This is a genomic window from Streptomyces sp. NPDC051662, from assembly GCF_040681655.1.
Classification (GTDB): domain Bacteria; phylum Actinomycetota; class Actinomycetes; order Streptomycetales; family Streptomycetaceae; genus Streptomyces.
This window is the reverse complement of the sequence record NZ_JBFAZD010000015.1, coordinates 12,354-26,522: the sequence shown is the minus strand read 5'-3', so window position 1 is coordinate 26,522 and position 14,169 is coordinate 12,354. Positions and strand designations below refer to the sequence as shown.

Below are 14,169 nucleotides of genomic sequence, written 5' to 3'. Positions count from 1 at the left end.
CGTTGGCGGCCGGCCACCGGGGCACCGGACCGGGCGGTGGCCGCGGGGAGCGGGGGCGGGGTGGGGGCCGCTGGGTCACTCGTTGGCCGCGCGGGGGCGGTCGCCCTCGTCGTACTGGTCGAACAGCGGGGTCCTGCCGCGGTCGCGCGTGCGGCGGGGTGCCGGGGCGCGCGGGGGCGGTGGGGGCTCCACGGTGGGTTCGGCCGTGGAGGAGCGGGCCGCGCTCCACGTTTCCGGGTCGCCGACCTCGACGCCGCCCGTGGCGCGGGGCGCGACCGGGGCGGTGACGTAGGTGGGGAGCGGGACCGGTACGGGGTCCCAGCTGTCGCCGCTCGCCGGGCCGCGTTCGCGCTGCTGGTCCACCCACTCCGCGTGGTCGGTCTGCTCGACCAGGGCGCGGCGGCCCGCCTCTTGGGGCGAGACCGTGGGGGCGGGGGCGGGCTCGGGGCCGGGTTCGGGCTCCTCGTCCGGCTCGCCCGAGGCGGCCGTCGACGGCTGGTGGCGGCGCGGGCGGTTCTCGCGGAGGCGCTGCGCGGCGGCCTCGGCCCTGCGCCGGTCCATGGTGAACGCGAAGCGGCGTCGCTCCTGACCGCGCAGATGCACGATGTACACGCTCAGGAGTACGGCCGGGAAGGCCGGCGCCCAGAGGAAGCCGAGACCGCCGACCGCCGCGACGATCGTGCCCAGGGTGAAGGCGAGAAAGAGGACCATGGTGGTACGTCGCCTGCGGGCGAGGACCTGGAGGCGCTGTGCGCGCCGGGCGCGTTCCGCCGCGGCGCCCGAGGGCCGTGGGCGCCGCTCGGGGGCGCGCCGCTCGGGAGCGGGGGCCGAACGGCCGGACGCGGGGCGCGCGGGGGCCGGGCGGGCCGCCGGCGCGGGACGGGAGGCCGGGCGCGCGCCCCCTGACCTGGCCGGTGCGGGGACGTCCGGGCGGATCTCCATCCGGGCCTCGGTACGGGCCGGGGGCGCGGAAAAGGCCCGGACGTCGACGGAGCTGATCGACTCCGTGCGGCTGTCCGGTTCCCCGTCGGGCCCCGCCTCCTCGGCGGGGCGCTCCTGAAGCTCCTTGGCGTAACGGCGCTCCATGGCCGCCCGTCCGGACAGCAGCCGGATGGCGGTGCTGAAGCGTTCCGTCGGGCGTGCCTCATTGAGCTCGTCCTGCCTGCGGAGCCACATCGGCACCAAGTAGGCGGCCCAGGCCCCGACGATGACTGCGTAGATGAGGCCGCTGCTGCTCACGGTTCACACCGTAGAGGGGTTCGCACGAGGGGATCCGCCAATTGAGCCGGTGTGTCGCACGATCTAGCTGATAGCACTGACTTTTTTTGTGATGGTGCGCATCAGTTTATGGCCATATGCCGATCAATATCGAACACTTATTTCATTTTATGATCGTTGCCGGTCGCACCTCGTCGGGCCCTGCGCCAGCGTCGGAGCAGCCCGTCGGGCACCTCCTCGGCCGTGAGCACATAGACGAGATGGTCCCGCCACGCCCCGTCGATATGCAGATATCGGGGCCGCAGCCCTTCCTCGCGAAATCCGAGTTTGTCGACGACCCGGCGGCTGGGGCCATTCTCCGGACGGATACAGATCTCGACGCGGTGCAATCCGACCATGCGGAAGCAGTGGTCCACCGCGAGGGCGACCGCGGTCGGCATGACCCCGCGCCCCGCGACCTCGCGGTCCACCCAGTAGCCGATATGGCCCGAGCACATCGAGCCCCAGGTGATACCGGCGACGGTCAGCTGACCGACGAGCCGGCCCTGGTACTCGATGACGAAAGGCAGCATCCGCCCGGCGTTGGCCTCGCCGCGCAGATGACGGACCATCTGACGGTAGGTGGGGCGCTGGGCGAGCGGACCGCCCGGGGGCGGCGGCGGGATCGTCGCCTCCCAGGGCCGCAGCCAGTCGCGGTTGCGGCGGTTCACCTCGCGCCAGGCGCGCTGGTCGCGCAGCCTTATCGGGCGGAGGGTGACCTCGCCGTCCACCAGCGTCACGGGCCAGGCCGGGTTCATCCGGAGGTACGGGGGTGATCGCCGCCGTGGATCTGGTCCACGGCGTGGACGAGCAGCCGGCCGAGCACGGCGAGACCGTCCCGTACCCCGCCCGTCGAGCCCGGCAGGTTCACGATCAGGGTCCGTCCCGCCACACCCGCCAGACCTCGGGATAGGGCGGCCGCGGGGGCCTTCGCGGCGCCCTCGGCACGGATCGCCTCCGGGATGCCCGGGATCTCGTAGTCGAGCAGGCGCCGGGTGGCGTCCGGGGTGCGGTCCGTCGGCGAGATGCCCGTACCGCCGGTGGTCAGGATGACGTCGTACGCGGCGGCGACGCCCTCGCGCAGGGCCTGTTCGACCGGATCCCCGTCGGGGACGACCTTCGGTCCTTCGACCGCGAAGCCCAGCGCGGTCAGGCCGTCGGCGAGGATCGGACCGCCCGTGTCGGCGTAGACCCCGGCGGCGGCGCGGTTGGACGCCGTGACGACCAGGGCGCGGTACGTGGCTGTGGGCGCGGACGGGGACGGCGAGGCGATCGGGGAAGTGGACCGCGGCTCGGGCCCGGGGCCGCCGCTTCTCGCGGGCGTACTCACTCCGCGCCTCCGTCCGCCTCGGAGACCGCCGCCCCGGGCGGCGCCTCCGTCTCGGGGCGGGTCCAGTGGCCCGACTTACCGCCCGTCTTCTCCTCGACCCGTACGTCCGTGATGACCGCGCCCTTGTCGACCGCCTTCACCATGTCGACCACGGTCAGCGCGGCCACCGAGACGGCGGTCAGGGCCTCCATCTCGACGCCCGTGCGATCGGTGGTCTTCACCGTCGCGAGGATCTCGACGGCGTCGTCCGCGACCGAGAGGTCGAGCGTGATCCCCGAGACGGCGAGCGGATGGCAGAGCGGAATCAGCTCGGGGGTCCGCTTGGCGCCCATGATGCCCGCGATCCGGGCGGTGGCGAGGGCGTCCCCCTTGGGCACTCCCCCGCCCCTGAGCAGTTCGACGACGCGCGGCGAGACCAGCACCCGGCCGCTGGCGCGCGCGACGCGCGCCGTGACCTCTTTCGCCGAGACGTCGACCATACGAGCCGCGCCCGACTCGTCGATATGCGTCAAGCCGTCTTGCTGAAGGGGTCCGGGGGTCTCCCCCCGGGAAAACACAGTCATTCGCTGTGGCGCTCCCGGTCCGGGCCCGACGGGGCCTGTGTGGGCAGACACGGTACCGCCACCGCGTGGCGATCAGCCGATCAGGACGACGTCGACGTCCGTGCCGGGCTCCACCGAGACGGACTCCTCCGGAATCACGATCAGCGCGTCGGCATGGGCGAGGGCGGCGATGAGATGGGAACCGGCCCCGCCCACGGGGGTGATCGTGCCCTCCTCGGCGTCGTACGTACCGCGCAGGAACTGCCGGCGGCCCGCCGGGGACGACAGCGTCTCGCCGGCCGCGAGTGTCGCCCGGACGACGGGGCGGTGCACATCCTCGCGGCCCATCAGCGCCCGGATCGCGGGGCGGACGAACAGCTCGAAGGAGACGTACGAGGAGACCGGATTGCCCGGGAGGGCGAGCAGCGGGGTGTGCTCCGGGCCGATCGAGCCGAAGCCCTGAGGCTTGCCCGGCTGCATGGCGAGCTTGCGGAAGTCGACACCGCCGCCCGGCTCGTCCTCGTCGCCGACGGTGGAGAGCGCCTCCTTGACGACGTCGTACGCCCCGACGCTGACACCGCCCGTGGTCACGACCATGTCGGCGCGGATCAGCTGGTCCTCGATGGTGGCGCGGAGCGTGTCGGCGTCGTCGGTGACCGCGCCGACGCGGTAGGCGATGGCTCCCGCGTCCCGGGCGGCTGCGGTGAGCGCGAAGCTGTTCGAGTCGTAGATCTGGCCCTCGCCCAGCTCCTCGCCGGGCTGGATCAGCTCGCTGCCGGTGGAGAGCACGACCACGCGCGGGCGCGGTCTGACCCGTACCGAACCCCGTCCGATGGCGGCCAGCAGACCGATCTGTGGCGGCCCCAGGACCGTGCCCGCCTCCAGGGCCAGATCTCCGGCGCGCACATCGCTGCCGCGGGAGCGGACATGGGCGCGCGCCTCGGCCGAGCGGAACACCCGTACCTCACCGCTCGCGCCCTCACCGCCGGCGCCGGCGGGGCGCATCGCGGTGGCCGCGGCGCCGCCCGCGCCGCCGTCGGTCCACTCCACCGGGACGACTGCCTCGGCGCCGGGCGGCAGCGGGGCGCCGGTCATGATCCGGGCGGCCTGCCCGGGGCCGACCTCGGGCAACGCACCGCTGCCCGCCGCGACATCGCCGATGACGGTCAGGACGGCCGGGAACTCGTCGGTGGCGCCCGCGACATCGGCCGTACGGACCGCGTATCCGTCCATGGAGCTGTTGTCGAACGGCGGCAGAGCCACCGGTACCGTGACGTCCTCCACCAGCACACAGCCCTGGGCGTCGGGCAGTTGCAGCTCGATGGGGTCGAGCGGGTGGACCGCGGCGAGGATGTCCGCGAGATGGTCGTCCACCGACCAGAGCCGCTCGTGACCGGCGGCCGGTACCGATTCTGCCGTGCTGCTCAAGTGCTACATCTCCTCGCTGACATAACTGCGGAGCCAGGCACGGAAGTCCGGGCCCAGGTCTTCACGTTCGCACGCGAGTCTGACAATGGCACGCAGATAGTCGCCGCGGTCACCTGTGTCATAGCGACGGCCCTTGAAAACCACACCATGGACCGGTCCGCCCACCTTCTCGTCCGCTGACAGCTGCTGGAGCGCGTCGGTGAGCTGGATCTCACCCCCGCGGCCCGGCTCGGTCTGGCGCAGTATGTCGAAGACGGCGGGGTCGAGGACATAACGGCCGATGATCGCGTAATTGCTGGGGGCGTCGGCGGTGTCGGGCTTCTCGACCAGATCGTGCACCTTGACCACATCGGCGTCACCGGTGGGCTCCACGGCGGCGCAGCCGTAGAGATGGATCTGCTTGGGGTCGACCTCCATCAGCGCGATGACGCTGCCGCCCTCCCGCTCCTGGATCTCGACCATGCGGGAGAGCAGCGGGTCGCGCGGGTCGATCAGGTCGTCACCGAGCAGCACCGCGAAGGGCTGGTCACCGACGTGCGGGGCGGCGCAGAGCACGGCGTGGCCGAGGCCCTTGGGGTTGCCCTGACGCACGTAGTGCATGGTGGCGAGGTCACTGGACTCCTGGACCTTCGCGAGGCGGTCGGCGTCCCCCTTCCGGGTAAGCGCCTCCTCCAGCTCGTAATTCCGGTCGAAGTGGTCCTCCAGCGGACGCTTGTTGCGGCCGGTCACCATGAGGACGTCGGAGAGCCCGGCGGCCACCGCCTCCTCGACCACGTACTGGATCGCGGGTTTGTCCACGACCGGCAGCATCTCTTTCGGAGTGGCCTTCGTGGCGGGGAGGAACCGGGTGCCGAGGCCCGCGGCGGGGATGACAGCCTTGGTGATCCGGGAGGACGAGTGAGTCATGCGGAGTACCCTATCCGCGCCGTATGGGCGGAAGATGATACTCCGGTTAACTTTCGTCTCATAAAAGAGCAGACGCGAGGTTTGTGATGTCCGGTGCGTAATGACGAGCGATGACATGACCGGAAAGGCCGCGCTGCGCCGTGAACTCCTTGCCGCGAGAGCGCTCCTGTCCAGCAAGGACGCCCGGGAAACCGCTGCGGTTCTCGCGCGGCGCGCGCTCGATCTGCCGGAACTCGCCCGCGCCCGTACCGTAGCCGCCTATGTCTCGGTGGGGCGCGAGCCGGGCACGCGCGCGCTGCTCGACGCGCTGCGCGCGCGGGGGGTACGGGTCCTGCTGCCGGTGCTCCTGGCCGACAACGACCTCGACTGGGCGGAGTACGAGGGCGCGGACCGTCTGGCGCCCGCGGGGCGGGGGCTGCTGGAGCCGGTCGGTACCCGGCTCGGCGTGGACGCGGTGTTGGACGCGGAGGTCGTGCTGCTGCCCGGCCTCGCGGTGGACGGGCGCGGGATGCGGCTGGGGCGGGGCGGCGGCTCGTACGACCGGGTCCTCGGGCGGCTGGCCCGGGCCGGAGCGGAACCCGCGCTGACGGTCCTGCTGTACGAGAACGAGGTGGTCGCGCGGGTCCCTGAGGAACCGCACGACCACCCCGTACGGGCCGTGGTGACGCCGGAGGGCGTCAGGCGCTTCGATGACCCGCGGCGTTAGGGCGCTTCTTCGAAGTCCCGCCTGTTGGGCGGTGGCGGCTCATGATTTGGGCGGCTCAAGCGTGAGCCTGTCGCTCGTCGCGCGCTCCACCGTGTTGACCGTGAAGGACCAGTCGAGCAGCTCACCCTTGGCCCACTTGTCCGTCTGGTCGGTGTAGTGCGGGCTGTACGCGTGCCCCGAGGCGCCCGTCAGATTGATCCAGCGGGACTTGTCCCAGTCGCCGACGTTGACGACCATCCGCATCGACGGCACCCACACGACCTCGTACCCGCCCGCCGCGTTCCAGCCCGTCGCGTTGACGGCGGCCTCGCCGCCGCCGAGGTTCCAGGGGCCCCGGTTGAGCATCTGCCGCAGAATGCTGGGGCCGCTGGTCCCGAGGGTCTGGTTGTCCAGCTGAAGCTGGTGCAGCCGACCCCAGCTCCAGCTGGAGACGTCCTTGCCGAGCTTGGCGGTCAGCTCCCAGCGAGCGTCCTCCATGGCGCGCTCCAGCAGCTTGTCACGGGTCTTGGTGGCGTCGTCCCCGCGGCTGCGCGGGGAGCTCCACCACGCGTTGTCCTCGTCCTTGATGATGCCGCGCACAACCTCGTACCAGCGGTCACCGCCGTCCGGCTGGGCGGCGTCGGGCGCGCGCTGGCCGCACTCCCGTACCAACGGAACGTCGTCGTCCGCCGGGCCGGTGCTGTCTGCGGGACGGACGTTCAGGCACTCGCCCTTGACCCGTACCTCCTTGGGGAGTTTGTTCCCGAAGGCGAGCTTGAGGACATTGCGCCAGACCGCGTTGAAGTAGGCGGCGGCACCCGAGTCGGGTTCCTGCGTGTAGTCCCAGCCTTCGAGGAGCTTCTGCGCCTCGCGTACGGACGGCTCCGCGACATCGATCTTGAGCAGATAGGGCATCAGCAGCTTCGCGATCTCGCTGGTGTTGTCCATCTGCATGGTCTGCATGTCGTCGGTCGAGATCTTCCCGCCGTCCTTGATCTTCGACTCGATCAGGTCGTTTATCCGCTGGCTGCGGGCGCCGTAACCCCAGTCCTCGGTCAGCGGGTACGGGTACTTCTTCGCGTCGACGACGGCCTGGTTGGCGGTGACGATGTAGCCGCGTGCCGGGTTGTACTCGTACGGCAGCTCGTCGAAGGGGATGTACCCCTTCCACTGGTACTTCGGGTCCCAGCCGGGAGCCGGCGTCCGGCCGTCGAACCCGTCCGAGCGGATCGGGATGCTGCCCGGCGCCTGATAGCCGATGTTGCCCTTGGTGTCGGCGTAGATGAGGTTCTGGGAGGGCACCTCGAAGTGCTCGGCGGCCTTGCGGAACTGGCCGAAGTCCTTGGCCTTGTTGAGCTCGAAGACCGCGTCCATGGACTTGCCCGGCTGGAGCGCGGTCCACTGGAGCGACACGGCGTAGCCGGAGCCGCGGTCCGGGGCGACGTCGCCGACCGGGGCCTTCTCGCCGACCTTCACCAACTCGCTGTCGCGGTCCGAGACCACCGGTCCGCGGTCGGTGGAGCGGACGGTGATCGTCTTGCTCTGGCCGCCCGCGACCTTGATCGTCTCCTCGCGGGTCCTGAACCGCTTCTCCTTGTCGCCGTACTGGTAGGAGTCGCCGTTGACCTTCTCCAGGAAGAGGTCGGTCACATCGGCGCCGAGGTTGGTGAAGCCCCAGGCGATGTCCTGGTTGTGGCCGATGATGACGCCGGGCATTCCGGCGAACGTGTAGCCCGCGACGTCGTACTGGCAGGCCGCCGAGACACTGCGGCAGTGCAGACCCATCTGGTACCAGAGCGAGGGCAGCTGGGGCGCGAGATGCGGGTCGTTGGCGAGGAGGGGCTTGTCCGTTGTCGTGTACCGGCCGGAGACGACCCAGGAGTTGGAGCCGATGCCGCTGCCGCTGGGGCCGAGCAGCTCGGGGATCTCGTCGAGCGTGCCGGAGAGCGCTTCGAGCTGGGAGTTGAAGCCGGAGGTGGCGTCGGAGGCGATGTCCGTTCCGCCGGTGCCGGTTCCTGTGCCGGTTCCCGTGCCGAGGTCTGAGCCCGTGCCTGTGCCTGTACCCGTGCCTGTGCCTGTGCCGAGGTCTGAGCCCGTTCCTGTGCCCGTGCCCGTTCCTGTGCCCGTGCCGCTTCCGGTGGCGTCGCTGGGCTCGGCCTCGGGGTCGTACTTGCCGGTGATCGGGTCTATCCCGCCCTCGCTGACGATCGACTTGTTCCGGTCGTACGGATACGACGGGTACAGGTCATCGATCTGCTGGTCGCTCAGCCGGCTCGTCAGCAGCGAGCGGTCGATCTCGTCCTGCATATTGCTGCGCAGGTCCCAGGCCATCGCCTTGAGCCAGGCCACCGAGTCGACGGGCGTCCACTTCTCGGGCTTGTAGTCATTGGTGAGGTTCAGCGCGGCGTACTCGACGGAGATGTCCTTGCCGTCGCGGCCCTCCAGATACGCGTTGACGCCCGCCGCGTACGCCTGGAGGTTCTTCTTGGTCTCCGCCGAGAGCTTGGTGTCGTACTCGCGCTGCGCCACCCCGTGCCAGTCGAGGGTGCGCAGGAAGGTGTCGGTCTTGACCTGGCCCTTGCCGAACATCTCGGAGAGCCGGCCGGAGGTCATATGGCGCCGGACGTCCATCTCCCAGAAGCGGTCCTGCGCCTGGACGAAGCCCTGGGCGCGGAACAGGTCCTCGTCGGTGTCCGCGTAGATCTGCGGGATCCCGTAGCTGTCGCGTCTGACGTCCACGCGATCGGAGAGGCCTTCGAGTTCAAGCGTCCCCGTCGTCTGGGGGAAGGAGGCACGGACCGTGCTGACGCCCCAGTACGTGCCGTAGCCGACACCGCCGACGAGCGCCAGCACCAGGACGATCACGATCAGACGGGCGCGTCGCCCCTTCTTTTTGGCGGAAGGGGGGGCTGTGTTGGCGGGCATCGCTGTCCTTCGAGGGGCAGGGTGGTCCTGGAATGCTGGAGCAACCATAGGCGCAGCCGTTCATCGTCCCGGACGCGGTGTCATGTAGTGCGACTCGTCGGACGATCGCACAGGTGATCACGCCATGGTTCCCGCCATACAGCGGCCGAAAGGGAGGCGCAGATCACATCGGCTCGTACTGGCGATCGAAAGCGTCAAGAAAACGTTAAAGATTAGGTAAGGTAACGAAGTACCGGCTGCCGGAGGAACGATCCGGCAAGCGCGAGGGGAAGGATCGGCCGCTGTCTGTCCACCATCTCAACGAACTCCTGCTGATCGGCTCCCTCGTGCTGCTGATCGCGGTCGCGGCCGTCCGGATCTCCTCCCGGAGCGGGCTCCCCAGCCTGCTGCTGTATCTCGGGATCGGGGTCGTCATAGGGCAGGACGGCCTCTTTCACGTCAAGTTCGACAACGCCGAACTGACGCAGGTAATCGGATATGCCGCCCTTGTGGTGATCCTGGCCGAAGGTGGTCTGGGCACCAAGTGGAAAGAAGTGAAACCGGCGTTGCCCGCCGCCGCCGTGCTCTCCACCGTGGGGGTCGCGGTGAGCGTCGGGGTGACCGCCTCGGCCGCGCACTATCTGATCGGTCTGGAGTGGCGGCAGGCGCTGATCGTCGGCGCGGTCGTCTCCTCGACGGATGCCGCGGCGGTCTTCTCCGTACTGCGGAAGGTGCCACTGCCGTCCCGGGTAACCGGGGCGCTGGAGGCCGAGTCGGGCTTCAATGACGCCCCTGTCGTGATCATGGTGGTCGCGCTCTCGGCGGCGGGCCCGGTGGAGCACTGGTACGTGCTGGTCGGCGAGATCACGCTGGAACTGGCGATCGGCGCGTGTGTCGGACTCGCCGTGGGCTGGGCGGGCGCCTTCGGGCTGCGGCATGTGGCGCTGCCCGCCTCCGGGCTGTACCCGATCGCCGTGATGGCCATCGCCGTCTCGGCGTACGCGATCGGCGCCACGGCACACGGCAGCGGCTTCCTCGCGGTCTATCTCGCCTCGATGATCCTGGGGAACTCCAAGCTGCCGCACGCCCCGGCCAACCGCGGCTTCGCGGAGGGGCTCGGCTGGATCGCGCAGATCGGCATGTTCGTCCTGCTCGGACTGCTGGTGACCCCGCACGAGCTGGGAGACGACTTCCTGCCCGCGGTGGTGGTCGGTCTGGTACTGACCGTGGTGGCCCGGCCCCTGGCCGTACTGATCAGCCTGCTGCCGTTCCGTATCCCCTGGCAGGAACAGGCGCTGATGTCCTGGGCCGGGCTGCGCGGCGCCGTGCCCATCATCCTGGCGACCATCCCGATGGTGTCGAACATCGAGGGCAGTCTCCGGATCTTCAACATCGTCTTCATCCTGGTCGTCGTCTACACGCTGATCCAGGGGCCGACGCTGCCCTGGCTGGCCAAGGCCCTGCGGCTCGGCGACCCCGCCGAGGCCGCCGACCTGGGCATCGAGTCGGCGCCACTGGAGCGGCTGCGTGGCCATCTGCTCTCCGTGGCGATCCCCTCGCACTCGAAGATGCACGGCGTGGAGATCGGAGAACTGCGGCTGCCGGCCGGCTCCGCGGTGACCCTGGTCGTACGGGACGGCAAGAGCTTCGTGCCGCAGCCGGCGACCGTACTGCGCCGCGGCGACGAGCTCCTGGTGGTCGCGACCGATCCGGTACGGGACGCCGCCGAGCGACGGCTCCGGGCGGTCGGACAGGGCGGAAAGCTGGCCGACTGGCTGGGGACGGGCGCGGGTGCGGGGGCGGGAGCCGGAACCGGCGTCTGAACCGGGATCGAGACCGGGACCGGGACCGAGGGCGGGGGCGCCCTCCTTCCGTAATCGCAGGCGTGCGTCCATGCTGTTCGCTCCTTTCCCAGGTGGCGTGGCGTTTGTGCCTGTACGATAAAGGCACAGTTGATCGACCAACTCTGCCTGACGCAGTGCTGGCGCGACCGTATGGCGGCCGTGGCGTTCCCCGTTGTGGGCCCTGGTATCTACCGCAGTTCCGCGCAAGAGGACAGCTCTCGGCGGCGCCCGTACATCCGGGGGCTTGCTACCAGGCGGCAGAAAGGCAAGGACCGTGTCCCACAACACGGTCGACACCACCGAGGACGCCGCCCCGGCCGCGACGCCCCGTCCCGGATACGGGCGGCTGCTGCGCACACCCGGCGCCTGGACGTTCCTGCTGCCGGGTTTCGCCGCCCGGCAGCCTTTCGCGATGCTGACGATCGGCATCGTGCTCCTGGTCCAGCACACCACCGGCTCGTACGGCAGCGCGGGGGCCGTCGCCGCGGTGACCGGTGTCTCCATGGCGCTTTTCGCGCCGCAGGGCGGGAAGCTCGCCGACCGGTTCGGGCAGCGGGCGGTGCTCGTCCCGGGCGTGCTGCTGCACACGGCATCCGTCACGGCGCTGATCGTGCTCGCGCTCACCGACGCCCCGCTGTGGGCGCTGTCCCTCGCCGCTGTCCCGACCGGCGCGTCCGTCCCCCAGATTGGCCCGATGGTCCGGTCACGCTGGGCGGCGGTACTGGGAGGCAGCCCCTCCAACAGCCTCTCCGGCAGTCCCTCCGGCAACCTCTCCGGCAGTCCCTCCAGCAGTCCCTCCGGTTCAGGCTCTGGATCGAGCGCCGGTTCGAGCCCAGGCTCCCGTTCCGGCGGCGACACGTCGCTGCTCCCCACGGCCGCCGCGTTCGAGTCCGTGACGGACGAGTTCACCTTTGTCATCGGCCCGGTGCTGGCGACCGCGCTGTGCACCGGTGTCCACCCGGCCGCCGGACTGATCGCCGAGGCCGTGCTGACGCTGGCCGGCGGGCTGCTCTTCGCCGCTCAGCGGCGTACCCAGCCCAAGATCGGCCGACGTGGGGAAGGCGGCCCGGCCGAGCCGCGTATCTCGGCGCTCTCCGTGCCCGGGGTGCGGGTCCTCGCCATCTCCTTCCTGGGGATCGGTTCGGTCTTCGGGGGGATGCAGGTCTCGCTGACCGCCTTCACCGAGGAGATCGGCAACCCCGGCGTGAACGGTCTGCTGTACGGCGTCTTCGCGGCGGGCAACATGCTCGCCGGCATCGTCTGCGGCGCTGTGGCCTGGAAGATCGGGCCACGTCGCAGGCTGGTGGTCGGATACGCGGGGCTGACGCTGGCCGCGTCAGCGCTGTGGGCTGTGCACTCGGTGCCGCTGCTCGCCGGACTGGGACTGCTGGTCGGACTCTGTATCGCGCCCGCGCTGATCACGGGCTACACGCTGGTCGAGTCGCTGGTGCCCGCTTCGGCCCGTACCGAGGCGTTCACCTGGCTGACCGGCGCCGTCGCGCTCGGCCAGGCCGCGGCGGTCACCGTCGCCGGCCAGTTGGCGGACGCGCATGGCGCGAGCACCGGTTTCCTGGTGCCGCTGGTGGGCACCGCGCTGGCGCTGGTCACACTGGTCGCGCTGCGTTCGTGGCTGACCCCGGGGGCCTCCGGGCGGGCCTCCGCGCGTGGGATGAGTCACCGCGTGCCGATGGCAGTGGACTGATCGCGCGGAATACGTCACTATGGAGCGTCGTTAGCACTCATTGAGTGAGAGTGCCAGGAGGAGCAAGTGCCGACCTATCAGTACCAGTGCACCGAATGTGGCGAGGGCCTTGAGGCGGTGCAGAAGTTCACCGATGACGCCCTGACCGTGTGCCCGAATTGCCAAGGACGCCTGAAGAAGGTCTTCTCCGCGGTCGGCATTGTCTTCAAGGGCTCCGGGTTCTACCGGAACGACAGTCGTGGCTCGTCGTCGAGCAGCGCGCCTGCTTCAGCGGGCTCCTCGGGTTCCGCTACGGGTTCCACGGACTCGAAGTCGTCCTCGTCCACGTCGTCGGAGTCCAAGGCCCCGGCGTCGGCCTCGTCCTCCTCGGGCTCGGGCTCCTCCTCGGGCGGCTCCGGCTCCGGATCCGGTTCGGGCTCCAGCTCGTCGAGCAGCTCCAGCGGCTCCTCCGCCGCCTGACGTCTCCCTTCTCTCGTACTCGGCTTTTCCGTGGGGACCCCGCCGTTTTGAACGGCCGGGGTCTTTCGCGTACGCGCGGGCGAGTACCGCTACTGTGATCGGATGGCGAACGCAGAGATCGGCGTGATCGGTGGCTCGGGCTTCTACTCCTTCCTGGAGGATGTGACCGAGGTCGAGGTGGAGACTCCCTACGGGCCCCCCAGTGACTCCCTCTTCCTCGGCGAGATCGCCGGCCGACAGGTCGCGTTCCTGCCCCGGCACGGACGCTCCCACGGCCTCGCGCCGCACCGCATCAACTACCGCGCCAATCTGTGGGCACTGCGTTCCGTCGGTGTGAAGCAGGTTCTGGGACCGTGTGCCGTGGGCGGGCTGCGGCCGGAGTTCGGGCCGGGCACGCTGCTCGTGCCCGATCAGTTGGTGGACCGTACGAAGGCGCGCACGCAGACCTACTACGACGGGTTGCCGCTTCCGGACGGAAGCACCTCGAAGGTCGTGCACATCTCGCTCGCCGATCCGTACTGCCCCGAGGGACGCAGGACAACACTGGCGGCGGCGCGCGGGCGCGACTGGGAGCCGGTGGACGGCGGGACGCTCGTGGTCATCGAGGGCCCGCGTTTCTCGACGCGGGCGGAATCGCGGTGGCATGCGGCCATGGGCTGGTCGGTGGTCGGGATGACCGGGCACCCCGAGGCCGTACTCGCTCGTGAACTGGGGCTCTGCTACACCTCCATGACTCTGGTGACGGATCTGGACGCGGGCGCGGAGACCGGCGAGGGGGTCTCCCACGAGGAGGTCCTCAAGGTCTTCGCCTCGAATGTCGACCGGCTGCGCACGGTGCTGTTCGACGCGGTGGGCGGATTGCAGGCGAGCGAGACGCGCGACTGTCTGTGCTCACATGCTCTGGACGGGATCGACACCGGGATCGAGCTGCCCTGATCACGATGTGCCCGGCCCCCTCGCGAACCATGCGCGAGAAATCGGGAATTGCGGCGGCGCCCGCCTGAACCACTCCGGCGGGTGAGGAAGTTGTCCACAATCGGCGACTGATCAACAGGCCGCAGCGGGATCGTGACGGACCGTGCATCGTGAGGAGCGACCGCAGAACTCCTCAC

General features: G+C 70.1%; 12 protein-coding genes. 5 read left to right on the top strand and 7 right to left on the bottom strand.

From position 1 onward, the window contains the following. Window positions 1–75: 75 nt before the first annotated feature. From glpR to galU, 6 genes are all read right to left on the bottom strand, one after another. Window positions 76–1,239 carry a gephyrin-like molybdotransferase receptor GlpR gene (gene glpR / locus AB0M67_RS24355; RefSeq protein ID WP_365748623.1) on the bottom strand — a complete coding sequence of 388 codons (1,164 nt, stop codon included), beginning with the start codon at window positions 1,237–1,239 and terminating at the stop codon, window positions 76–78. Between the two features lie 137 nt (window positions 1,240–1,376). Further along, window positions 1,377–2,015 (bottom strand): GNAT family protein, encoded by a 639-nt coding sequence (locus AB0M67_RS24350; RefSeq protein ID WP_365748621.1) that lies wholly within the window; start codon window positions 2,013–2,015, stop codon window positions 1,377–1,379. After that, window positions 2,012–2,530, bottom strand: a complete 519-nt coding sequence (locus AB0M67_RS24345; RefSeq protein WP_365748896.1) for a MogA/MoaB family molybdenum cofactor biosynthesis protein — start codon at window positions 2,528–2,530, stop codon at window positions 2,012–2,014. The genes AB0M67_RS24350 and AB0M67_RS24345 overlap by 4 nt, the downstream gene beginning before the upstream one ends. Before the next feature lie 53 nt (window positions 2,531–2,583). After that, complete coding sequence (gene moaC / locus AB0M67_RS24340; protein ID WP_365748620.1) at window positions 2,584–3,150, bottom strand: cyclic pyranopterin monophosphate synthase MoaC; 567 nt, start codon at window positions 3,148–3,150, stop codon at window positions 2,584–2,586. Window positions 3,151–3,222: 72 nt separating this feature from the next. Next, on the bottom strand, window positions 3,223–4,557 hold the full coding sequence (gene glp / locus AB0M67_RS24335) for a gephyrin-like molybdotransferase Glp (protein WP_365748618.1): 1,335 nt from the start codon (window positions 4,555–4,557) through the stop codon (window positions 3,223–3,225). Between the two features lie 3 nt (window positions 4,558–4,560). Continuing rightward, the gene (galU, locus tag AB0M67_RS24330; RefSeq protein WP_365748616.1) at window positions 4,561–5,463 is read right to left on the bottom strand and encodes a UTP--glucose-1-phosphate uridylyltransferase GalU; all 903 of its coding nucleotides are present in this window, start codon (window positions 5,461–5,463) and stop codon (window positions 4,561–4,563) included. 115 nt (window positions 5,464–5,578) lie between these two features. Between galU and AB0M67_RS24325 the strand changes: the two genes are divergently transcribed. Next, window positions 5,579–6,169: a 5-formyltetrahydrofolate cyclo-ligase gene (locus AB0M67_RS24325; protein WP_365748614.1), complete on the top strand. Its 591-nt coding sequence runs from the start codon at window positions 5,579–5,581 to the stop codon at window positions 6,167–6,169. 39 nt (window positions 6,170–6,208) lie between these two features. On the opposite strand, the gene AB0M67_RS24320 is transcribed toward AB0M67_RS24325, so the two are convergent. Continuing rightward, entirely contained in the window at window positions 6,209–9,073 is a 2,865-nt protein-coding gene (locus tag AB0M67_RS24320) for a penicillin acylase family protein (protein WP_365748612.1), read from the bottom strand. Between the two features lie 236 nt (window positions 9,074–9,309). Here AB0M67_RS24320 and AB0M67_RS24315 point away from each other — a divergent pair, with 236 nt between their 5' ends. The 4 genes from AB0M67_RS24315 (at window position 9,310) to AB0M67_RS24300 (ending at window position 13,993) form a co-directional block, all read left to right on the top strand. Further along, the gene (locus tag AB0M67_RS24315; protein ID WP_365748894.1) at window positions 9,310–10,875 is read left to right on the top strand and encodes a potassium/proton antiporter; all 1,566 of its coding nucleotides are present in this window, start codon (window positions 9,310–9,312) and stop codon (window positions 10,873–10,875) included. Window positions 10,876–11,170: 295 nt separating this feature from the next. After that, window positions 11,171–12,598 carry an MFS transporter gene (locus AB0M67_RS24310; RefSeq protein ID WP_365748610.1) on the top strand — a complete coding sequence of 476 codons (1,428 nt, stop codon included), beginning with the start codon at window positions 11,171–11,173 and terminating at the stop codon, window positions 12,596–12,598. A gap of 66 nt (window positions 12,599–12,664) precedes the next feature. Continuing rightward, window positions 12,665–13,057, top strand: a complete 393-nt coding sequence (locus tag AB0M67_RS24305) for an FmdB family zinc ribbon protein (protein WP_365748608.1) — start codon at window positions 12,665–12,667, stop codon at window positions 13,055–13,057. 102 nt (window positions 13,058–13,159) lie between these two features. Beyond that, window positions 13,160–13,993: an S-methyl-5'-thioadenosine phosphorylase gene (locus tag AB0M67_RS24300; protein ID WP_249952029.1), complete on the top strand. Its 834-nt coding sequence runs from the start codon at window positions 13,160–13,162 to the stop codon at window positions 13,991–13,993. Window positions 13,994–14,169: the final 176 nt, after the last annotated feature.